Annotated in this window: 20 protein-coding genes; 9 read left to right on the forward strand and 11 right to left on the reverse strand. The window is 67.3% G+C overall.

Annotated features, from left to right (window positions below; genetic code table 11):
- Positions 1 to 119 precede the first annotated feature (119 nt).
- The 10 genes from ABSH63_RS02985 to ABSH63_RS03030 all read right to left on the reverse strand — a co-directional run bounded on the left by ABSH63_RS02985 (position 120) and on the right by ABSH63_RS03030 (position 10342).
- Positions 120 to 944, reverse strand: coding sequence for an ABC transporter ATP-binding protein (locus ABSH63_RS02985; RefSeq protein ID WP_352887297.1), 825 nt, complete (start codon positions 942 to 944; stop codon positions 120 to 122).
- Between the two features lie 54 nt (positions 945 to 998).
- Entirely contained in the window at positions 999 to 1688 is a 690-nt protein-coding gene (gene lipB / locus ABSH63_RS02990; protein WP_352887299.1) for a lipoyl(octanoyl) transferase LipB, read from the reverse strand.
- Between the two features lie 7 nt (positions 1689 to 1695).
- Positions 1696 to 2832 (reverse strand): D-alanyl-D-alanine carboxypeptidase family protein, encoded by a 1137-nt coding sequence (locus ABSH63_RS02995; RefSeq protein WP_352887301.1) that lies wholly within the window; start codon positions 2830 to 2832, stop codon positions 1696 to 1698.
- A 68-nt stretch (positions 2833 to 2900) separates the two neighbouring features.
- Complete coding sequence (locus ABSH63_RS03000; protein WP_352887302.1) at positions 2901 to 3695, reverse strand: septal ring lytic transglycosylase RlpA family protein; 795 nt, start codon at positions 3693 to 3695, stop codon at positions 2901 to 2903.
- A 23-nt stretch (positions 3696 to 3718) separates the two neighbouring features.
- Entirely contained in the window at positions 3719 to 4732 is a 1014-nt protein-coding gene (locus ABSH63_RS03005; RefSeq protein WP_352887304.1) for a lytic murein transglycosylase, read from the reverse strand.
- Entirely contained in the window at positions 4729 to 5865 is a 1137-nt protein-coding gene (gene rodA / locus ABSH63_RS03010; protein WP_352887306.1) for a rod shape-determining protein RodA, read from the reverse strand. The genes ABSH63_RS03005 and rodA overlap by 4 nt, the downstream gene beginning before the upstream one ends.
- Complete coding sequence (gene mrdA, locus ABSH63_RS03015; protein ID WP_352887308.1) at positions 5862 to 7799, reverse strand: penicillin-binding protein 2; 1938 nt, start codon at positions 7797 to 7799, stop codon at positions 5862 to 5864. Before mrdA ends, rodA begins: the two co-directional genes overlap by 4 nt.
- 4 nt (positions 7800 to 7803) lie before the next feature.
- The gene (gene mreD, locus ABSH63_RS03020) at positions 7804 to 8289 is read right to left on the reverse strand and encodes a rod shape-determining protein MreD (RefSeq protein ID WP_352887311.1); all 486 of its coding nucleotides are present in this window, start codon (positions 8287 to 8289) and stop codon (positions 7804 to 7806) included.
- Complete coding sequence (gene mreC / locus ABSH63_RS03025; RefSeq protein ID WP_352887313.1) at positions 8286 to 9206, reverse strand: rod shape-determining protein MreC; 921 nt, start codon at positions 9204 to 9206, stop codon at positions 8286 to 8288. Before mreC ends, mreD begins: the two co-directional genes overlap by 4 nt.
- Before the next feature lie 98 nt (positions 9207 to 9304).
- A complete protein-coding gene (locus ABSH63_RS03030; RefSeq protein ID WP_091533063.1) occupies positions 9305 to 10342 on the reverse strand; it encodes a rod shape-determining protein in 1038 nt (345 codons plus the stop codon).
- Positions 10343 to 10612: 270 nt separating this feature from the next.
- Here ABSH63_RS03030 and gatC point away from each other — a divergent pair, with 270 nt between their 5' ends.
- The 9 genes from gatC to rlmH all read left to right on the forward strand — a co-directional run bounded on the left by gatC (position 10613) and on the right by rlmH (position 18930).
- Positions 10613 to 10900: an Asp-tRNA(Asn)/Glu-tRNA(Gln) amidotransferase subunit GatC gene (gatC, locus tag ABSH63_RS03035; protein ID WP_352887315.1), complete on the forward strand. Its 288-nt coding sequence runs from the start codon at positions 10613 to 10615 to the stop codon at positions 10898 to 10900.
- Positions 10901 to 10902: 2 nt separating this feature from the next.
- A complete protein-coding gene (gene gatA, locus ABSH63_RS03040; RefSeq protein ID WP_352887318.1) occupies positions 10903 to 12360 on the forward strand; it encodes an Asp-tRNA(Asn)/Glu-tRNA(Gln) amidotransferase subunit GatA in 1458 nt (485 codons plus the stop codon).
- Between the two features lie 108 nt (positions 12361 to 12468).
- A complete protein-coding gene (gene gatB / locus ABSH63_RS03045) occupies positions 12469 to 13923 on the forward strand; it encodes an Asp-tRNA(Asn)/Glu-tRNA(Gln) amidotransferase subunit GatB (protein ID WP_352887320.1) in 1455 nt (484 codons plus the stop codon).
- A gap of 60 nt (positions 13924 to 13983) precedes the next feature.
- Positions 13984 to 14850, forward strand: a complete 867-nt coding sequence (gene hslO, locus ABSH63_RS03050; protein WP_352887323.1) for an Hsp33 family molecular chaperone HslO — start codon at positions 13984 to 13986, stop codon at positions 14848 to 14850.
- Between the two features lie 31 nt (positions 14851 to 14881).
- On the forward strand, positions 14882 to 15901 hold the full coding sequence (holA, locus tag ABSH63_RS03055; RefSeq protein WP_352887325.1) for a DNA polymerase III subunit delta: 1020 nt from the start codon (positions 14882 to 14884) through the stop codon (positions 15899 to 15901).
- Entirely contained in the window at positions 15898 to 17193 is a 1296-nt protein-coding gene (locus ABSH63_RS03060) for a glutamate-5-semialdehyde dehydrogenase (protein WP_352887327.1), read from the forward strand. The genes holA and ABSH63_RS03060 overlap by 4 nt, the downstream gene beginning before the upstream one ends.
- Before the next feature lie 86 nt (positions 17194 to 17279).
- Positions 17280 to 17942, forward strand: coding sequence for a nicotinate-nucleotide adenylyltransferase (nadD, locus tag ABSH63_RS03065; protein WP_352887329.1), 663 nt, complete (start codon positions 17280 to 17282; stop codon positions 17940 to 17942).
- On the forward strand, positions 17926 to 18456 hold the full coding sequence (gene rsfS / locus ABSH63_RS03070) for a ribosome silencing factor (protein ID WP_352887331.1): 531 nt from the start codon (positions 17926 to 17928) through the stop codon (positions 18454 to 18456). Before nadD ends, rsfS begins: the two co-directional genes overlap by 17 nt.
- Before the next feature lie 3 nt (positions 18457 to 18459).
- Complete coding sequence (rlmH, locus tag ABSH63_RS03075) at positions 18460 to 18930, forward strand: 23S rRNA (pseudouridine(1915)-N(3))-methyltransferase RlmH (RefSeq protein WP_352887333.1); 471 nt, start codon at positions 18460 to 18462, stop codon at positions 18928 to 18930.
- Between the two features lie 34 nt (positions 18931 to 18964).
- Here the strand turns inward: rlmH and ABSH63_RS03080 are convergent, their stop codons facing one another.
- Entirely contained in the window at positions 18965 to 20893 is a 1929-nt protein-coding gene (locus ABSH63_RS03080) for an MFS transporter (RefSeq protein WP_352887334.1), read from the reverse strand.
- Between the last annotated feature and the right edge of the window lie 41 nt (positions 20894 to 20934).

Genomic DNA, 20934 nt, shown 5'->3' on the forward strand with positions numbered 1-20934 from the left:
TCCGCTGCGGCAGTTTCCAGCGATCAGTTTCCAGTTACCAGTAGAAGCACGGCGTGGCGCTGCTGGCGCAGGCGGCTGTTTCTGGAAACTGGAAACTGGAAACTTGAAACTACTTACTTTCACGCCGTCTCTCCCATCAGATCGCCTTCGAGCGTGCGTGCCGTCTTGTACTGAAAGGCGATCGGCCCGTCGTAGCGGCCTTCGAGGAACTGGCGCACCAGCGGCGATTCGGAAGCGCGGATCGCCTCCGGCGTGCCGTGGTCCAGCACCTTGCCGCCGTGGACGATGTAGGCGTAGTCGGAGATCGACAGCACTTCCTCGACGTCGTGGGAGACGACGATGCTGGTGATGCCCAGCGACTCGTTGAGCGAGCGAATCAGACGCATCAGCACGCCCATGCTGATCGGGTCCTGTCCGGTGAAGGGTTCGTCGTACATGACCATGTCCGGATCCAGGGCGATCGCGCGTGCCAGCGCCACGCGCCGCGCCATGCCGCCGGACAACTGTTCGGGATAGAGCTGCGCCGCACCACGCAGGCCGACGGCTTCGAGCTTCATCAGCACGATGTCGCGGATCAGCGCCTCCGGCAGTTGGGTGTGTTCGCGCAGCGGAAAGGCGACGTTCTCGAACACCGACAGATCGGTCAGCAGCGCGCCGTGCTGGAACAGCAGGCCCATGCGCTTGCGCAGGCGGTAGAGCGACTGGCGTCCGAGCTTGTGCACGTCTTCACCGTCGAACAGCACGCTGCCGGCGCTGGGCCGCCACTGGCCGCCGATGATGCGCAGCAGCGTCGTCTTGCCGGTGCCCGACGGTCCCATGATCGCGGTCACGCGGCCGCGGCGGATGTCGATGTCGACGCCGTCGTAGATCGGCCGCGCGTCGTAACCGAAGCGCAGGCCGCGCACGCGCACGAGGACGTCATCATTCGGATCAATGCGGCTCATCGCGGATTTTCACGTGCGGCCACGCATGTGCGGCCGTCGGCGGTCGGGGACGGATCAGCGTCCGATTGTAGCCGAGGCCCAATCGTTTGCCGTGACCGCGGGTGCGGCGTCGTCGCCGAGACGGCGGCACAGGTGGACCAAGAGGTCGTCGGCGACGACATCGACCCGGTCCGGCCCGCCGAGCGCGGAAATCTGCGTCATGCGCTGGTTGGGATGGCCGCAGGGATTGATGCGCGAAAACGGCTCCAGATCCATCGCGACGTTGAGCGCGAGCCCATGGTAGGTACAGCCGCGGCGCACGCGCAGCCCCAGCGAACCGATCTTCGCGCGCCCCGGCAGCCCTTCGGCGGCGTCGACATAGACGCCCGGGGCCTTTGGATCGGCATGGGCGGCGATGCCGTAGCCGGCGAGCACGTCGATCATCGACTGCTCGATGCGGGTGACCAGGCTGCGGATGCCGTAACCGCGGCGCTCAAGGTCGACGAGGACGTAGACGACGAGCTGGCCGGGACCGTGATAGGTGACCTGACCGCCGCGGTCCGACTGCACCACGGGGATCGCGCCGGGGGCGAGCACGTGCTCGGGCCTGCCGGCCTGGCCCTGCGTGAACACCGGCGGATGCTCGAGCAGCCACAGCTCGTCCGGCGTCTGTGCGGTGCGCGCGTCGGTGAACGCACGCATCGCCGCAAAGGTCTCGGCGTATTCGCAAAGGCCGAGCCGGCGCACCCGCGGCGCTGCGATCATCGTCCGCTCAGATGTCGAGCCACAGGCGCACGGTGTCGATCATCTGGGTCAGCAGGCCGCCTTCGGCGACCGGCTGCAAGGCGACGAGCGGCAAGGTGCGCAAGGTCTTGCCGTCGACGCTCAGCGTCACCGTGCCGAGCACCTGTCCGGCGGCGATCGGCGCCACCACTTGCGCCTCGACCACCGGGTCTATGCTCAGGCGATCACCGCTGCCGCGCGGCAGCGACAGCGCGACCGTCTCGGCGACGCCGACCGGCAGCTCGCCGACCTCGCCTTTCCAGACGCGGACCCGCGACACCGGCTTGTCCGCGCCGAACAGGGCGATGTTTTCGTAGAAGCGGAAGCCGTAGTCGAGCAGCGCCTTGGACGCCGTGGCGCGCTCGCGCATGCCGCTGGTGCCCATGACCACGGTGATCAGACGACGTCCGTCGCGCACTGACGATGCAGCCAGACAGTAGCCCGCAGCCTCGGTGTGGCCGGTCTTGATGCCGTCGGCGCCCGGTTCCATGTCGAGCAGCAGATTGCGGTTCGGCTGACGAATCGCACCGCGATGGCCGAAGGTGAATTCGCGCACGGCGAAGCGCTTGTAGTCCTCGGGGAAGTCGCGGATCAGTGCGTCCGAGAGCAGGGCCACGTCGTGGGCCGTGGTGTAGTGCTGTGGATGTGGCAGGCCCGTGGAATTGACATAGTGCGTGTCCTTCATGCCCAGGCGCGCCGCGTGCTTGTTCATCAGCTCGGCGAACACCGCCTCGTCGCCGGCGATGTGCTCGGCGATCGCCACCGTCGCGTCGTTACCAGACTGCACGATGCTGCCCATCAGCAGATCCTCGAAGCGCACGCGTTTGCCGACCTCGACAAAGGTGCGCGAGCCCTCGGTGCGCCAGGCCTTCTCGCTGATCAAGACCTGGTCGTCCAGCCTCACGTGGCCGCGCGCCAGCTCGTCGAAGGCAACGTAGGCGGTCATGATTTTGGTGATGCTCGCCGGTTCGACGCGCTGCATCGCATTCTTTTCGGCGAGTACTTGCCGGCTGTCGAAGTCGTAGAGCACGTAGCTGGTGGCGGCGATGTCCGGCGGCGCGGGCACTTCGGCGATCACGACCGACGGCAGGCACGCGAGGCACAACAGTCTGAGAAATCCTTTCATGACGGCAGGGTCGGTGATGGAAAGTGAAAGCCGGCGCGCGCGGCCAAGCCGAAGTTTAACGACTGTGTTCACCGGCGCATCCAGATGGGTGCGAATCCGGCCTGACGCAAGCGTGCGTGCGCGGATTCGGCCGCGGCCGAATCCGTGAACGGTCCGAGCACGACGCGGTGCACCGCCTCGCCAGGGCCCTCGTCGATCAGGATCTGCGCGTCGCGGTGGCCGTGACGCGCCAGTTCCTCCTTCATCGCCACCGCGTTGATCGGATCGGCATAGGCGGCGATCTGCAGCCAGTTTTCGTTCGGTGCGGCGGGGGGGGCGAGCGGATCGAGGGCGACGACCTCGACCTCGGCGCTGCCGGCTTCGAGCATGCCGAGCTTGGCGGCCGCGGCGTAGGACAGGTCGATGACGCGGCCGCGGTGAAACGGACCGCGGTCGTTGATGCGCACGACCACGCTGCGGCCGTCGTCGAGTCGCGTGACGCGCGCGTAGCTCGGCAGCGGCAGCGACTTGTGCGCCGCCGTCATCTGGTACATGTCATAGACTTCGCCGTTGGCCGTGCGGTTGCCGTGGAACTTCTTGCCGTACCACGAGGCGATGCCGCGCTCGCGAAAGCCGCGCGCGTCGTCGAGCACGCGGTAGGTTCTGCCGAACACGCTGTAGGTCGGCGCGTTGCCGCTGCGCGAGCGCGGCTCCGAGCGCGGCACGGCATCGGGAATGTGCTCGATGCCGTCGGGCACCTCGTGCGGCGCCGGCGCCGCATCGCGTTCGAGCGCATAGCGTCCGGCGTTGGGGTCGTCGCTGTTTGGCTGGCGCTTGGGTCCGGGGGCGCCGCAAGCGGCTAGCGCGGCCGCAAGCAGCAGCATCGTGGCGCGTCGCCCGGCTCGCATCAAATGGACGTCTCCTCACGCGCGGCGGCGTACGCCTGTTCGATGCGCTGCGCGAGCTGGGCCACCGCCATGCCGTAGAACACGCGCGGGTTGTACGACATCACCGAGTAGAAGTTCGGCAACGCCAACCAGTATTCGCGCCCGCCGCCGTCGAGCGTCAGTTCGATCAGGCCGACCTGGGTCTGCGGCGGCAGCGTGGTGGCGGCCTTGACGCCGAGGGATTCTAGTGCGGCCACGGTGTGAGTGACGTTGCGGCCGTTGACCGGCACGCCGTCGGGTGGCGCGTCGGCGAGCTGCGCGCGCACCACCAGCGGCTCGCCGCGGCGCCAGGCACGCGTTCGGTCGTACTGCGTCAGGTAGCGGCCGATCGAGCCGATGGCATCGGCTAGGGTCCACAGGTCGCGGCGCCCGTCACCGTCGAAGTCGACGGCGAGGCGCCGGTAGTTGCTCGGCATGAACTGCGCGGCGCCCATCGCGCCGGCATAGGAGCCCTGCGGCTGCGCCGGCTCGAAGCCAAAGTCGCGGCAGAAGGCGAAGAACTCGGCCAGCTCGGCGAGAAAGAACGCATGTCGCGTCGGGTGATCGAAGCCCTGCGTCGCCAGTGCGTCGAGCACGCGCACCGAGCCGGTGATGCGGCCGTAGCGCGTCTCGATGCCGAGAATGCCGGCGATCACCGCCGGCGGCACGCCGTACTCGGCCTCGGCGCGCGCCAGGTACGCTCGCTGCGTGCGCAGCAGCTCGGCGCCGTGGCGGATGCGGTCGTCGTCGATGCGCCGCGCATACTGCGTCCAAGTCTCGGTCTTCTCCGGCGCCTTCTGTTCGCGCTCGACCAGTTGCGGTAGACGCTGCGCTCCGGCCAGCGACTGACGTACCCAGTCGAGCTGTTTGGTGTCGAACGCGAACTGGCTCGACAGCCGCGCCAGGAGCTCCGGCGTGCGCGCGTGGTTGCCGTAGTCGGCGCGCGCAGGGAGAGTGCAGGCGAGTAGCAGCAGAGCGATCGTGGACTTCGTCATTGCGCGAGCAGTTTGCGGTGGGTCTGGATCGACATGAGGATACCGAAGCAGGCGAGCAGCGACACCGCCGAGGTGCCGCCATAGCTCAGCAGCGGCAGCGGTACGCCCACCACCGGCAACAGGCCGACGACCATGCCGACGTTGATGAACACGTAGACGAAGAAGGTCATCGCAAACGCGCCGCCGAGCAGGCGCTGGAAGGTGTCCTGCGCGCGCAGCGCGATCCACAGGCTGCGGCCGACGATCGCCAGATACAGCGCCAGCAGCAGCAGCACGCCGAGCAGGCCGAACTCCTCGGCGTAGACCGCGAAGATGAAATCGGTGTGCGCCTCCGGCAGGAAGTCGAGCTTGGCCTGGGTGCCGTTGAGCCAGCCCTTGCCGAACAGGCCGCCGGAGCCAATCGCGATCTTCGACTGGGTGATGTGATAGCCGGCGCCGAGCGGATCGCTCTCGGGATTGAGCAGCGTGAGGATGCGCTGGCGCTGGTAGTCGTGCAGACGCTCCCAAAGGATCGGCGCCGTCGCGCCGATCGCCGCCAGCGCCGTGAAGATCCAGCGCCATTGCAGGCCGGCGAAGAACAGGGCGAAGCCACCGGCGGCGATGATCAGCAGTGCGGTCCCCAGGTCCGGCTGGTCCATGATCAGGCCCGAGGGGATGCCGATCAAAAGCAGGGCGATGCCAATCGTCAGCAGGCTCGGTGGCAGCCGCCGGTGATGCAGGAAGGCGGCGACCGTCATCGGCATCGCCAGCTTCATCAGCTCCGACGGCTGGAAGCGGATCACGCCCAGATCGAGCCAGCGCTGCGCGCCCTTGGCGTGGTCGCCGAGCGCCAGCACCAGCACCAGCAGCACCACCGTCACGCAGTAGATCCACGGGGCGAAGCCGCGATACAGATCGGGCGGCGCCTGGGCGAAGGCGACCATCACGACCAGCCCCAGCAACAGTCGTTGCACCTGGCTCCAGACCGCCGGCATCGAATGACCGGAGGCGGAGTACTGCACGAACAGGCCGATTGCGGCGACCGCCAGCAGCATCAAGAGCAGCGGCAGGTCGATGTGCCAGGTTTCCAGCCAATCGCCCAGCCCCGGTTCGGGCTTGCGCGGGCGCGCGCCGTGCAAGATCTGCGCGATCATGGCGCGGCACTGCGCGTGGCGGGTCGCTCCGGCGGCGGCGGCACGATGGTCGGCTCACCATCGAAAAGCACCTCGCCTAGCAGGTACTGGTCCATCACCATGCGCGCGATCGGTGCCGCGACCGCGCTGCCGCCGCCGGCGTGCTCGGCGATCACGGCGATGGCGATGCGCGGCGCCTCCACCGGCGCAAAGGCGATGAACAGCGCGTGGTCGCGCAGGTGCACGGGCGTCTCCGCCAGCGTCGGCGCACGAGTCTCGTCCTGGCGCAGCGAAGCCACCTGCGCGGTGCCGGTCTTGGCCGCGATGCGGTAAGGCGCGTCCTTGCCGATGCGCTGGGCGGTGCCCGAGGGTGAGTGGGTGACGTCTTCCATCGCGGCGATCACGGTGGCCCAGTTGCGGTTGTCCTTGAGTTCGATGCGTGGCAGCGGCTCGGGTTCGATCGTCGTGCGCTCGCGCGTGATCGGGTCCTCGATCGCGCGCAGCACGTGTGGCTTGAAGCCGCCGCCGCGCATGGCGATGCGCGCGGTCATCTGCGCGAGCTGGACCGGTGTGGTCAGCGTATAGCCCTGACCGATGCCCACGTTCAAGGTTTCACCGGGATACCAACTCTCGCGGCGCACGCGCTGTTTCCACTCACGCGAGGGGAACAGCCCGCCCTTTTCGAGCGGAACGTCGAGGCCGGTCGGTGCGCCCAGACCGAAGCCGGTCATCGCCGCGTGGATGCGGTCGATGCCCAGATTCATCGCGAGCTGATAGAAGTAGATGTCGCAGGAACGCATCACGCCAAGCGCCATATCGACCCAGCCGTGGCCGCTGCGCTTCCAGCAACGGTACTTGCGCGACGAGCCGGGCAGCGACATCTGGCCGCCGCAGAATTCGCGGTGGCTCGGATCGGTGACGCCGTACTCGAGGCCGGCCAGGGCCATGGCCGGCTTGACCGTGGATCCGGGCGGATAAGTGCCCTGCAGCGCACGGTTGTAGAGCGGGCGCTGCGGGTCGTCCAGCAGGGCCTGGTAGTCCGTGCGGCTGATACCCTCGACGAAGAAGTGCGGATCGAAGCCGGGTTTGCTGACCAGGGCGATGACCTCGCCGCTGGTCGGGTCGATGGCGACCACCGCGCCGGTGAGCGGTCCCAAGGCGCGTTCGGCGACGAGCTGCACGCGCGCGTCTAGCGACAGGATCAAGTTGCGGCCCGGATAGCCGCGGCGGTAGTCGAGTTCGCGCAGCGGGCGGCCGAAGGCATTGGCCTCGATGATCTTGGCGCCGGGTTCGCCGCGCAGCAGCTCCTCGCGGCTTTTCTCGACCCCGATCTTGCCGATCTGGTTGATGCCGCGATACGCCGCTGCGTCGACCTGTTGCAGCTCCTGTTCGGTGATGCCGCCCACATATCCGACGATGTGCGCGGCGCTGGCGCCGAGCGGGTAATTGCGCGACAGCCCGGCGGTGACCTCGACGCCCGGAAACTCGTGGCGGCGGATCTCGTAGCGCGCGACCTCCTCCATCGACAGGTTCGAGCGCAGCGGCACGCCGCGGTAGCGCGGCGTCTTGGCGACGCGGTCGCGGAAGCGTTCGAGGTCGGTGGCGCCGATGTCGATGATCGCGGCGAGGCGCTGCAGCGTCTGCGCCATGTCCGGGACCTGCTCGGGCGTGATCTCCAGCACGAAGGCCGGCTGGTTCTGTGCGAGCACGACGCCGTTACGGTCGTAGATCAGGCCACGCACCGGAGCAACCGGTACGACGCGCATGCGATTCTCGTCGGCGCGCGTGGAAAAGTAGCCGTGCTGCGAGATCTGCAGATTCACGAGTCGGGCGATCAGCAGGCCGAGGCCCAGCACCAGCATCAGCACGGCGACGGCACTGCGCGCGAGAAAGGCCTTGCGCTCGTCGCGCACGTTCTTCAGCGCATCGCGCCGGCGCGGTGGACCAAGCATCATGCGCTCACTCGTCCTCCGGCGGTTGGCGCAAGGCTTCCATCACGCTGAACAACAGCGGCCAGAACAGCGTGGTCGACAGCACCGGCAACCAGCGCAGCCAGACGTCGGCCTGATGCCGGGTCGCGCCGTCGATCCAGAACATCAGGAAGCTGTACAGCGCCCAGGCCGGAATCAGCGCGAAGGTCGCCTGCCACAGCGGAAACAGGATGAAGATGCTGCGCAGGCGTTCGACGATGTAGACCACGATCACCAGCCCCAAGGCATGCTGGCCGAGTGGGCAGCCGAACAGCACGTCGAGCATCAGCCCGGCGACGAAGGCCGGGAACAGGGTCGAGATGCGCGGCTCGCGCAGCGCCCAGTACGCCAGCACCAGCGGCACCCACAGCGGGCGCGCGGCGGCGAGCACATCCGGCAGCTCGACGAGCTGGAACACGATCGCCAGCAGCAGGCTGGCGACGAAACCGAGCCGCAGATCGCGCGTCGGCGTCATGGCAAGGCACCCTCGTCGCCGTCGCCGGTAGCGTCGGTTGGCGGTGGCGCATCGAGCGTATCGCCGTCGCCGAGCGGGTAGCTGTCGCTCCAGACCAGCAGCGCCTGTCGTCCCTGGTTCAAGCGCGCCGCCGGTGAGGCATAGGCTTCCATGAAGTGCTCGCCGGCGACGTGCTTGACCTCGTAGACCGTGCCCACCGGATAGCCGGCCGGAAAACGCCCGCCCAGTGCCGACGACACCAGCAGGTCGCCGACCTTGATGTCGGCATTGCTGGCCAGAAACGGCAGGCGCAGGCCGAGCTCGCCGGCGCCGATGGCGATGGTCTGCATGCCGGTGCGGTTCACCTCCACCGGGATGCCGTGATTGGGGTCGGTGATCAACAAGGCGCGGGAGCGCCGATGACCGACGTCGACGATCTGGCCGAGTACGCCGCCGGCGTCGACCACGGCCTGGCCGCGGTACACCGCATCGCGGGAGCCCTTGTTGAGCGTGATCTGGCTGCGGTACGGATCCTGGTTGATGGCGACGATCTCGGCGATCAGCACCTCGTCCTCGATGCGTGCCGCCGATGCCAATAGTTCACGGATGCGACGGTTCTCGGCTTCGAGCGCCGCCAGCTTCTGTAGGCGCACTTCGAGCCACAACTGCTTCTCGCGCAGCTCGCGGTTCTCGCGCTCGAGCGTCTCGCGAGTGTCGAGGTTCTCCGCCGCCGACCGCAGGTGATCGGGCAGTGCCGCCACCCAGACTAGCGGGGCGAGCATGAACGACAGCGTCTGGCGCACGCCTTGCAGACCGTCGCCGCGGGTGTCGTTGAAGATCAGTGCCAGCGAGATCAGCGCGAGCAGCGCGGCGCGGAGTCCCAGACCCGGCCCGCGCGGGAACAGGGGGCGGCGATGGGACTCGGGCAGCGTGTTCAAGTGATCAAACGCTTCGCAAGCTGCGCAGGACGGACAGTGCCCGCTAGGGTACGGGTTCCGGTGCCGGCTGCAAGCGCACGCCGGCGGTCATCAGGGCCTCAGTCGAGGCTGTAGAAATCGGACTGGCGATCCAGCATGTCCAGCACCATGCCGCCGCCGCGGGCGACGCAGGTCAGCGGATCGTCGGCGATGATCACCGGCAGGCCGGTCTCCTCGCTGATCAGCTTGTCGAGATCGCGCAGCAGTGCGCCGCCACCGGTCAGCACGATGCCGCGCTCGGCAACGTCCGAGCCCAGTTCCGGCGGCGTGCGTTCGAGCGCCTGCTTGACCGCCTTGACGATGCCCGACAGCGGTTCCTGCAGGGCGTCGAGGATCTCGTTGGAGTTCATCGTGAAGTTGCGCGGCACGCCGGCGGCGAGGTGACGGCCGACGACGTCGATCTCCTGCACCTCGTGTCCGGGAAACGCGGTGCCGATCTGGATCTTGATGCGCTCGGCGGTGGCCTCGCCGATCAGCATGTTGTACTGGCGGCGCACGTAAGAGACGATGGCCTCGTCGAACTTGTCGCCGCCGATGCGCACGCTCTCGGCGTAGACGATGCCGTTGAGCGAGATCACCGCGACTTCGGACGTGCCGCCGCCGATGTCGACGACCATCGAGCCGCGCGCCTCGCCGATCGGGATGCCGGCGCCCAGCGCCGCGGCGATCGGTTCTTCGATGACCCAGACCTTGCGCGCGCCAGCGTTCTCGACCGATTCGCGGATCGCACGGCGCTCGACCTGCGTCGAGCCGTAGGGCACGCAGACGACCACGCGCGTCATCGGCCGCATCATCCGCCCTTTCTGCACCTTGCGGATGAAGTGTTGCAGCATCTTCTCGGTGACGGTGTAGTCGGCGATCACGCCGTCGCGCAGCGGCCGCACCGTGGTGATGTTGGTCGGCGTGCGGCCGAGCATCTGCTTGGCCTCGATGCCCACCGCCTCGACTTTCTTGGCGCCGCGCGCGTCCATGCGGATCGCGACCACCGAGGGCTCATTCAGCACGATGCCCTCGTCGCGCACGTAAACCAGAGTGTTGGCGGTGCCCAGATCGATGGACAGGTCGTTGACAAACAGACGGCGGACGGCGTCGAACATCGCGGATTGGCCTACTGGGTGATCGTCGGTTACGGGAAGGGTGGACCCTCGGAATCGGGGCCTGGTGATGGGCAGGGGCTCGCAAGGGGCGGGCGGCACAGCTCCGGCGGCCCGACTTCCAGCGGCCTGCTAGAATTGTGCATCCGCACATCTTAAACGATTTTTCGCACGGAACAGCGCCATCGGTGAACGGCACGACGGCCGGGATCGCCGCCGTAGCCCTCTTCGCCGACCGACCGGCCTGCCGTACGCCTGAGCCTTCCTGCCGCCATGAGTCTGAGCATCGAACAGGTTCGCCAGGTCGCGCATCTCGCGCGCCTGGCGATGCAGCCCGAACAGGCCGAGCACTACGCCCGCCAGTTGTCGAGCATCCTCGATATGGTCGACCAGCTCGCCAAGGCGCAGACCGATGCGGTCACGCCGATGGCGCATCCGCTCGATCTGCACCAGCGCCTGCGCCCCGACGTGGTCACCGAGCCCGATCGCCGCGCGGCGTTTCAGGCGATCGCGCCCAGCGTCGAGAACGGTCTGTATCTGGTCCCCAAGGTCATCGAGTGAACATGCACACGCTTTCGATCCGGGCGCTGGCGGCCGGCCTGCGCGAGAAGAAGTTCTCCTCGCGCGAGCTCACGCAGCACTACCTCAAGCGCATCCAGACCTTCGATCCGCAGCTCAATAGCTTCATCAGCGTCACCGCGGAGCAGGCCTTGGCGCAGGCCGACGCCGCCGACGCGCGTCTGGCGCGCGGCGAAGGCGGCGTGCTCACCGGCATCCCGCTGGCACAGAAGGACATCTTCTGCACACAGGGTGTGAAGACCAGCTGCGGCTCGCGCATGCTCGACAGCTTCGTCGCGCCCTACGATGCGACGATCGTCAAAAGGCTGCATCACGAGGCCGGCATGGTGATGCTCGGCAAGTGCAACATGGACGAGTTCGCGATGGGTTCGTCCAACGAGACCTCGTGGTACGGTCCGGTGAAGAATCCTTGGGACACCACGCGCGTGCCCGGCGGATCGAGCGGTGGTTCGGTCGCCGCGGTCGCCGCGGGCCTGGCCCCGGCGGCCACGGCCACGGACACCGGCGGTTCGATCCGCCAACCGGCGGCGCTGACCAACCTCACCGGCATCAAGCCGACCTACGGCCGCGTCTCGCGCTACGGCATGATCGCGTTCGCGTCGAGCCTGGATCAGGCCGGCGTCGTCGCCCGCTCGGCCGAGGATGCGGCCTACGTGCTGCAGGCGATGTGCGGTTTCGACCCCTTGGATTCGACCAGTGTCGATCGCCCGGTCGAGGATCTGGTCGGCGCGCTCGAGCGCCCGATCAAGGGTCTGCGCATCGGCCTGCCCAAGGAGTACTTCGCCGACGGCCTCGCCGAGGGCGTGCGCGCGCGGGTGATGGAGGCCGTCAAGGTCCTCGAAGGCATGGGCGCGGTGATCTCGGAGATTTCGCTGCCGAACTCGCCGCTGTCGGTGCCGACCTACTATGTCGTCGCCCCCGCCGAAGCCAGTTCCAATCTCGCCCGCTACGACGGCGTGCGCTACGGGCATCGTGCCGAAGGCGTAAAAAATATTGAAGAATTATATAAAAAATCACGCGGCGAAGGCTTCGGTGCCGAAGTGCAGCGGCGCATCATGATCGGCACCTACGTGCTCAGTCACGGGTATTACGACGCCTATTACCTCAAGGCGCAGAAAGTCCGCCGTTTGATCTACGAGGACTTCCGCCGCGCCTTCGCGGCGGTGGACCTCGTGCTCGGGCCGACTGCGACCGATGTCGCCTTCAAGCTCGGCGCCAAGACCGACGACCCGGTGTCGATGTATCTCAACGACATTTACACCATTGCCGCCAACCTCGCCGGCATCCCGGCGATGTCGCTGTCCTGTGGCTTCGTCGACGGTTTGCCGGTCGGCATGCAACTGATGGGGAACTACTTCGACGAGGCGCGGCTGCTCAATGTCGCGCATCGCTACCAGCAGGCGACGGACTGGCACCGGCAAATGCCTGCGGCATTTGCGTGAGACGTGAGCAGTCGGACGTCAGACGCAATGGCGCATCTTCCACGTCTCACGTCTCACGCCTCACGTTTCACGTCTCACGTCTCACGTCTCACGAATGAGCGAAGCGAAATGAACCAATGGGAAGCCGTCATCGGACTTGAAGTCCACTGCCAGCTGCTGACCAAGTCCAAGATCTTCTCGGGCGCGGCGACGGCCTACGGCGCGGCGCCGAACGCTCAGGCCGACGCGGTCACGCTCGGCCTGCCCGGGGTGCTGCCGGTGCTCAACGCCGCGGCGCTGGAAATGGCGGTGAAGTTCGGTCTGGCGATCGACGCCAAGATCGCCGAGCGTTGCGTGTTCGCGCGCAAGCACTATTTCTACCCGGATCTGCCCAAGGGCTATCAGATCTCGCAGTACGAGCAGCCCATCGTCTACGACGGCCATCTGGACATCGAGCTGTCGAACGGCAAGGACGCCGAGCCCACGGTCAAGCGCATCGGCATCACCCGCGCGCATCTGGAGGAGGACGCCGGCAAATCGCTGCACGAGGGTTTCGTCGGCACGAGCGGCATCGACCTCAACCGCGCCGGCACACCGCTGATCGAGATCGTCTCCGAGCCGGACATCCGCTCGGCCGCCGAAGCCGTGGCGTATCTGAAGAAGCTGCATCAGCTCGTCGTCTACCTCGGCATCTGCGACGGCAACATGCAGGAAGGGTCCTTCCGCTGCGATGCGAACGTCTCGGTACGGCGCAAGGGCGAGACGAAGTTCGGCACGCGCACCGAGACCAAGAACGTCAACTCGTTCCGCTTCGTCGAGAAGGCGATCGAGTATGAGATCGAGCGTCAGATCGAGATCCTCGAATCCGGTGGGCGTGTGGTGCAGGAGACCCGGCTGTTCGATCCGGACACGGGCCAGACGCGGGCGATGCGCAGCAAGGAAGAGGCGATGGATTATCGCTACTTCCCCGATCCGGACCTGCTGCCGGTGGTCGTCGGCGCCGAGGAGATCGCGCGCATCCGCGCAACCATGCCGGAATTGCCCGAGGCCAAGCGGCAGCGTTTCATGAACCAGTACGGCCTGTCGAAGTACGATGCGACCGTGCTCACCGGCGAGGCCGCGCTCGCCGACTACTACGAGACCGTCGTCGCGGCTTCGGCGGCGGACCCCAAGCTGTGCGCGAACTGGGTCAGCGTCGAGCTGCTCGGCGCACTCAACAAGCTCGGCAAGGACATCGCCGACTCGCCGGTGGGCGCGACGGCCTTGGCCGGCCTGATCGTGCGCATCGGCGACAAGACCCTCTCCGGCAAGCTCGCCAAGGAGGTGTTCGAGGCCATGCTCGCCGGTGAGGGCAGCGCCGACGACATCATTCGGGCCAAGGGGCTGGTACAGATCACCGACGAGGGCGCGATCCTGCGGGCGATCGCTGAGGTCATGGCGAAGCACCCGCAACAGCTCGCCGACTACCGCGCCGGCAAGGACAAGCTGTTCGGCTTCTTCGTCGGCCAGGTCATGAAGGCTACGCAGGGCAAGGCCAATCCGGATCTGGTCAACCGGCTGCTCAAGGACCAGCTCGCGCCGTAGGCCGGGCGGCGCGCGCCCGCCACGGCCGCGTGCCCTTTCCACGATACCGAGGCCACGCGCATGAATCAGCTCACCGAGTTTCTGTTCCCCAATCTGGGGGCGCGCGGCGCCATCGTCGAGTTCGACGAGGGCATCGAGGCCATGCTCGGTTCGCGCCCGTATCCGGCCGACGTGCGCCGCCTCGTCGGGCAGGCCGTCGCGGCGATGCCGCTGCTCGCCGCGAACACCAAGTTCCGCGGTCGCATGAGTCTGCAGTTCCAGGGCAAGGGTGCACTCAAGATGCTGGTCGCGCAGATCGAATCCGATCTGAAGGTCCGCGGCATGGCCAAATGCACCGAGGATGCCCGCGGCGATTTCGAGACCCTGATGCAGGGCGGTCTGCTCGGCCTTTTGCTCGAACCCGAACGCGGCGATCGCAACTACCAGGCCATGGTCGCGATCGAAGGCGGCAGCCTCGCCGCCGCGCTCGAGCACTACTACGCGAGTTCCGAGCAGATTCCATCGTGCATACGCCTGGCGGCCGACGGCGGGCGCATCCGCGGCATCGTCCTGCAACGTCTGCCGCTGGGAGAGAAGAACAGCAGCGAGCACAACTGGGCGCATCTGTGCGCGCTGTTCGCCACCCTCGGCGAGACCGAGCTGGCGCGGACCGAGGCGGCGACGATCCTCAGACGCCTGTTCCACGCCGAGACGCTGCGCCTGTTCGATCCGCAGCCGGTGACGCTGAGCTGCCGCTGCAGTCGCGACAGTATCAGCGCGATGCTGCTGTCGCTCGGTGAAGCCGAGCTCGAAGACCATTTGCAGGAACACGGCCGTGTCGACGTCACCTGCGAGTTCTGCGGACGTGCCTATGCGTTCTCCGGCGACGAGGTGCGCGCGCTGATGCTGCAGGCCCGCACCCAGCCCGCCAACGCGACGCGCCACTAGAATCGCCCGCACGCCCGTTCCGATTGCCTCCGTGCAGCTCAAACCGTCGCAACTGCCGGCACACTTAAAGTCGATGCTGGCGCCGGTGTACCTGGTCGCCGGCGAGGAGCCGCTGCTGATCCAGGAAGCCCTGGATGCGATCCGCGCCAAGGCCCGCGCCGAGGGCTATGGCGAACGCCAAGTGTTCGAAGTGGAACGCGGTTTCGACTGGCAACGCGTCGCGGAAAGCTGCGCCAGCCTGTCGCTGTTCGCGAGCCGCCGCATCGTCGAGGTGCGCATGAGCACCGGCCCGGATGACGCCGGCCGCGAGATGCTACAGCAGCTCGTGCAGCCGCCTGCGCCGGACGTGCTGCTGCTCGTCGTCTGCGGCGCGCTCGACGCACGCACGCGTGAAGCCGCTTGGTACAAGGCGCTGGACGCCGCCGGGGCGAGTCTCTACGTCTGGGCCGTCAAAGGGCGCGACTTCGGCGACTGGCTCGACGCGCGGCTGCGCGACGCCGGCGTGCGTGCCGACGCCGAGGCCGTGCGCCTACTCGCCGAGCGCACCGAGGGCAACCTGCTCGCCGCGGCGCAGGACGTAGCCAAGCTGGCACTGCTGTACCCCAATCGCCACGTCGGCATCGACGAGTTGGCGCAGGCGGTGGCCGACAGCGCACGCTTCGAGGCCTTCGATCTGAACGATCGCGTGCTCGATGGCGACGCGGCCGGCGCGCTGCGCAGCCTCGCACGGCTGCGCGACGAAGGCGCCGCGCCGCTGGAAATCCTCGGCGCGCTGATGTGGAGTCTGCGTCAGCTCATCCGCGCGACGCTGGTTTTTGCACGCACCCGCGATGCCAACGCCGCCTGCGACAGCGCCGGCATCCGCCGTTTCCAGCAAGCACGTTATGTCCGCGCTCTGGCGCGCACGCGGCCGGCACAGGCGCTGGCTTGGCTGCGCCGCGCAGCGCACATCGACCGCCTGGTCAAGACCGGCCAGGAAGCAGCCGCCTGGGAAGAGTTGATAACATTGATCCTCGCCGCCAGCGGGGCGGCATCGCAAGCGAGCAGATGAGTCCTCCCTCGGCGCCGAAGACGCCCAAAGCCAAGACCGACAGCATCACGGCCTACATGCGCGAGCGCGGTGAGAAGGCGCGCGCGGCGGCGCGGGTTCTGGCACGCGCCGAGACCGGCACCAAAAACGCCGCGCTGTTCGCGCTCTCCAAGATTCTCATCGACGAGGCTGCCGAGATCCAGGCGGCGAACGCGGCAGACCTGCGCGACGGTCGTGCCGCCAAGCTCGACGATGCGATGCTCGATCGCCTCGAACTCAACGGCGACCGCATCCGCGCGATGGCCGAGGGCGTGCGCGAGATCGCCAACCTACCGGACCCGGTTGGCGAGTTGTGCGAACTCAAGCAGCGTCCGTCCGGCATCCAGGTCGGACGCATGCGCGTGCCGCTGGGCGTGGTCGGCATCATCTACGAGTCGCGTCCGAACGTGACCGCCGACGCGGCGGCGCTGTGCCTGAAATCCGGCAACGCCGCGATCCTGCGCGGCGGCTCCGAGGCGCTGCGCTCGAACCTGGCGATCGCGCGCTGCATCGAGCGCGCGCTCACCGACGCCGGTCTGCCGCGCGACGGCGTGCAGGTGCTCGACATCACCGACCGCCGCACCGTCACCGAGATGGTGGCGATGCCCGAGTACGTCGACGTGGTCATTCCGCGCGGCGGCAAGGGACTGGTCGCGGCGGTCGCCGAGGCGGCGCGCGTGCCGGTGATCAAGCATCTGGACGGCGTCTGCCATGTCTACATCGACGCCGATGCCGATCTCGAAAAGGCGGTGGCGATCGCGGTCAATGCCAAGACCCAGCGCTACGGTACCTGCAATACCATGGAGACCTTGCTGGTCGATCGCGCGATCGCCGAGCGCGTGCTGCCGGAACTGGGCCGGATCTACGGCGAGGCCGGCGTCGAAATCCGCGGCTGCGCGCAAACGCGCAGGCTGATCCCCGAGGCGATTCCGGCGACCGAGGAGGACTGGCGTACCGAGTATCTGGCGCCGGTGCTCGCGGTGCGCGTGGTCGACGGCATCGACGCCGCGATCGAGCACATCGAAACCTACGGCTCGCATCACACCGACGCGATCGTCACCGAGAACTACGGCAAGATCCGGCGCTTCTTGCGCGAGGTCGATTCCAGCTCGGTGATGGTCAATGCCTCGACGCGCTTCGCCGACGGTTACGAGTATGGCCTGGGAGCCGAGATCGGCATCAGCACCGACAAGTTCCACGCCCGCGGGCCGGTCGGCCTCGAAGGCCTGACCACGCTCAAGTGGGTCGTGCTCGGCGACGGGCATGTGCGTTGACGCGCAAAGTGAAATCGGAGTCGTGAGACGCGCGACCAGCGCCACGCCATGGTGATGTCTCACCTCTTACGCCTCGCGTCTGACGCATGAAGGCGATCGGCGTCTTCGGTGGTGCCTTCGCTCCGTTCCACAATGGCCATCTGCGGCTGGCGATCGAAGCGCGCGACGCGCTGGGCCTGGAGCAGGTGCGGCTCGTCCCCACCGCGCAGCCGGCACACCGCCCCGATTCGCGCGTCTCACCCGCACGACGCCTGGAATGGCTCAGGCTGGCGGTGCGCCGCGAGCGCGGCCTGATTCCGGATGACTGCGAGCTGCGTCGCGACGGACCCTCGTACACCGTCGACACGCTGATCGAGCTGCGCGAGCGGTTTCCGCGATCGGCGCTGGTGCTGCTGATGGGCGCCGATGCCTTCCGTCACTTGCACACCTGGCGGCGCTGGCCGGAGTTGCTCGACCTCGGTCACATCGCCGTTTTTGCGCGGCCGGGCGGCGCGCTCGATCCCCCTCGGCAAGCGCGGGCGTTGCTGGAGAAGCGCCGCGCGAGCGATGCGCGGGCCTTGCTCGATGCAAAGGCCGGCTACTGGCTGGTATTCGAGCCGCCGATGCTCGACATCTCCTCCACGCGCATTCGCAGCCTGCTGCGCCAGAACCGCTCGGTGCGCGGCTTGATACCGGATGCGATACTCAATGCCATGACCCCTGCCGACCGTTCGGCGCTGACTCAGGACGACGATGCCATCACGCACTAGCCTCACGCCGCTGACCAAGGTCGCCATCGGCGCGCTCGAAGATCTCAAGGGGCAGGACATCAAGCTGCTCGACGTGCGCAAGTTGACCACGGTCGCCGACACCATGCTGATCTGTACCGGCACCTCGAACCGCCACGTGGCCTCGCTGGCCGAAAACGTCGTCGACGCGTCCAAGAAAGCGGGCTTCCGGCCGATGGGGATCGAAGGCAAGGAGGCCGGTGAGTGGGTGCTGGTCGATCTGGGTGACGTCATCGTCCACGTCATGCAGCCGCAGGTGCGTGCGCACTACCAGCTCGAAAAACTGTGGGCGGTCGACGAGGAACCGGTCAGCGTGAGCACGGTGAAAGGCAAGGTGCCGAAGAAAACCGCGGCGGCGAAGAAGCCGCCTTCGCAGGCCCGAAAAAAAGCCGTAAGGAAGGCCTCCAAGACCGGCAAGCCCGCAGCGAAGCAGACGGCGGTGAAGAAGGCCGCAAAGGCGAAGAAGGCGGCGAAATCGACCACGCGCCGCTCCTGATCCGTGCGCATCCACCTGATTGCCGTCGGCACGCGCATGCCGACCTGGGTGGAGATGGCCTATGCCGACTACGCGGCCCGGTTGCCGCATGAATGCCGGCTGGAACTCGTCGAGATCGCCGCACTGCCGCGCGGCAAGAACGCCGATCTCGTTCGCATCAAGCAGCAGGAAGGCGAAAAGCTGCTCAAGGCAGTGCCGCGCGACAGCCTGGTGATCGCGCTCGATGAGCGCGGTCGCGAGGCCGACAGCGCGGACTGGGCGCGGGCGCTCGCCGGCTGGATGCAGTCGGGCCGCGACACCTGCCTGCTCGTCGGTGGTCCCGACGGTCACTCGCCCGAAGTGCTGGCCCGTGCCGAGCAGCGCTGGAGCCTGTCGCGGCTGACGCTGCCGCATCCGCTGGTGCGCGTGCTCGTGGCCGAGCAGTTGTTCCGAGCGTGGAGTCAACTCGCGAACCACCCTTACCACCGCGTCTGATTCATCGCGTTCGACGCAGCGGGCGTGGTCGGTGCTAGGCGCGCTCGCCGCGTAGTGCACGCACTCGCGCTTCGAGCTCGGCGGCGCTGACCTGCTCTGGCGGCAGCGGCGGTCCGGCGACCAGCTCGATGCGCGACCAGAAGCGTCGCGGCAGACGCGCTCGCTTCAGGAAGCTGTCGCGGCGCGAGAAGAAGCTGCCCCAAAGGCCGCGCAGCGCCATTGGCACCACCGGCACCGGGCTCGCCTGGATGATGCGCTCGATCCCCGGGCGGAAGGTCTGAATCTCGCCATCACGGGTGAGTGCACCTTCGGGAAAGATGCCGACGACATCGCCGGCTTTGAGCGCGGCCTCGACTTCGGCAAAGGCCTTCTCCATCAGCAGCGGGTCTTCCTTGGCGCCGGCGATCGGAATCGCTTTGGCCGTGCGGAAGATGAAGTTGAGCACCGGGATACGGAAGATTTTGTAGTACATGACGAAGCGCACCGGCCGGCGGATGTTGCCGCCGAGTATCAGCGCATCGACGTAGCTGACGTGATTGCAGACGATCACCGCCGGGCCTTCGTCGGGGATGTGTTCGAGTCCGGTCTTGCGGATGCGGTAGAGCGTGTTGATCAGCGCCCAGACCAAAAAGCGCATCAGGAACTCGGGCACCAGCGAGTAGATGAACACGGCGACCGCTGCATTCATCAGCGCGACGACCAGCAGCAATTGCGGGATCGTCAGGCCGGCGTCGAGCAGCACGATCGCGATCAGCGCCGCAGCGACCATGAACAGCGCGTTGAGGATGTTGTTGCCGGCGATGATGCGCGAGCGGTGGCTGGCGTCCGAGCGCGTCTGGATCAGTGCGTACAAAGGCACGATGTACAAGCCGCCGAAGATGCCGGTCAGCAGCAAATCCCAGAGCACGCGGTGGTTGCCGGCGGCCTTGAGGAACTCGCCGGCGGAGAGGCCGGCGGCTGGTGCGGTGTCCGGTACGGCGAAGTACAGATCGATGCCGAACAGGGTCAGGCCGATCGAGCCCAGCGGCACCAGGCCGATCTCGACCTTGTGCCCGGACAGGCGCTCGCACAGCAGCGAGCCGATGCCGATGCCCAGCGAGAACACCGTCAGCAACAGGGTGACGACGGTCTCGTCGCCGCCGAGATTGAGCTTGGTGTAGTTCGGCAGTTGCGAAAGAAATACCGCGCCGTAGAACCAGAACCAGGAGATGCCGAGCACCGCGAGCAGCACCGTGCGGTTGCTCTGCATGAAGCGGAAGTTGCGCCAGGTCTCGGTCAGCGGATTCCAGTCGATGTGCAGATCCGGCGCGGTCGGCGGTGCGGCCGGGATGCCGCGCGAGGCCAGATAGCCGAGCACGGCGACGACGACCACGGTGGCCGAGACCCACTGCGTTCCGCCATGCAGCGCCATCAGCCAGCCGCCGAGCATGGTGCCGAGCAGAATCGCGAGAAAGGTGCCGGCCTCGACCAGCGCGTTGCCGCCGACCAGCTCGGTCTCGTGCAGGTGCTGCGGCAGGATCGAGTACTTCACCGGCCCGAACGGCGCCGACTGCGTACCCATCAGGAACAGCACGCCCATCAGAAACGGCACGCTGCCGAGCACGAGCCCGGCCACCGCCAGCAGCATGATCACGATTTCCAGCAGCTTGATGGCGCGGATCAGGCGCGATTTTTCGTACTTCTCGGCGATCTGGCCGGCGGTCGCCGAGAACAGGACGAACGGCAGGATGAACAAGCCGGCAGCGAGATTGACGTAGAGATTCACCTCATCCGGCGACAGTCCGGCGATGCCGAAGGTGACCAGAATCACTAGCGCGTTCTTGAACACGTTGTCGTTGAACGCGCCCAGCGTCTGGGTGACGAAGAACGGCCCGAAACGGCGTGCGCAGAGCAGTCCGAACTGTCCCTGTTCCCGATCGCCCATGCTGCCCCCGGTGGATGCGCGTTCGCGTGCGTGCAGCATAACGCTTCGGTGTGCGGGCGCGCCGCGGGCGTATCCCTCCC

It is taken from the genome of Sinimarinibacterium thermocellulolyticum (assembly GCF_040327995.1).
Classification (GTDB): domain Bacteria; phylum Pseudomonadota; class Gammaproteobacteria; order Nevskiales; family Nevskiaceae; genus Solimonas; species Solimonas thermocellulolyticum.

Coding starts and splice junctions, on each gene's coding strand:
- ABSH63_RS02985 (WP_352887297.1), bottom strand. CDS start 944: ATGAGCCGCATTGATCCGAATGATGACGTCCTCGTGCGCGTGCGCGGC.
- lipB (WP_352887299.1), bottom strand. CDS start 1,688: ATGATCGCAGCGCCGCGGGTGCGCCGGCTCGGCCTTTGCGAATACGCC.
- ABSH63_RS02995 (WP_352887301.1), bottom strand. CDS start 2,832: ATGAAAGGATTTCTCAGACTGTTGTGCCTCGCGTGCCTGCCGTCGGTC.
- ABSH63_RS03000 (WP_352887302.1), bottom strand. CDS start 3,695: ATGCTGCTGCTTGCGGCCGCGCTAGCCGCTTGCGGCGCCCCCGGACCC.
- ABSH63_RS03005 (WP_352887304.1), bottom strand. CDS start 4,732: ATGACGAAGTCCACGATCGCTCTGCTGCTACTCGCCTGCACTCTCCCT.
- rodA (WP_352887306.1), bottom strand. CDS start 5,865: ATGATCGCGCAGATCTTGCACGGCGCGCGCCCGCGCAAGCCCGAACCG.
- mrdA (WP_352887308.1), bottom strand. CDS start 7,799: ATGATGCTTGGTCCACCGCGCCGGCGCGATGCGCTGAAGAACGTGCGC.
- mreD (WP_352887311.1), bottom strand. CDS start 8,289: ATGACGCCGACGCGCGATCTGCGGCTCGGTTTCGTCGCCAGCCTGCTG.
- ABSH63_RS03030 (WP_091533063.1), bottom strand. CDS start 10,342: ATGTTCGACGCCGTCCGCCGTCTGTTTGTCAACGACCTGTCCATCGAT.
- gatC (WP_352887315.1), top strand. CDS start 10,613: ATGAGTCTGAGCATCGAACAGGTTCGCCAGGTCGCGCATCTCGCGCGC.
- gatA (WP_352887318.1), top strand. CDS start 10,903: ATGCACACGCTTTCGATCCGGGCGCTGGCGGCCGGCCTGCGCGAGAAG.
- gatB (WP_352887320.1), top strand. CDS start 12,469: ATGAACCAATGGGAAGCCGTCATCGGACTTGAAGTCCACTGCCAGCTG.
- hslO (WP_352887323.1), top strand. CDS start 13,984: ATGAATCAGCTCACCGAGTTTCTGTTCCCCAATCTGGGGGCGCGCGGC.
- ABSH63_RS03060 (WP_352887327.1), top strand. CDS start 15,898: ATGAGTCCTCCCTCGGCGCCGAAGACGCCCAAAGCCAAGACCGACAGC.
- nadD (WP_352887329.1), top strand. CDS start 17,280: ATGAAGGCGATCGGCGTCTTCGGTGGTGCCTTCGCTCCGTTCCACAAT.
- rsfS (WP_352887331.1), top strand. CDS start 17,926: ATGCCATCACGCACTAGCCTCACGCCGCTGACCAAGGTCGCCATCGGC.
- ABSH63_RS03080 (WP_352887334.1), bottom strand. CDS start 20,893: ATGCTGCACGCACGCGAACGCGCATCCACCGGGGGCAGCATGGGCGAT.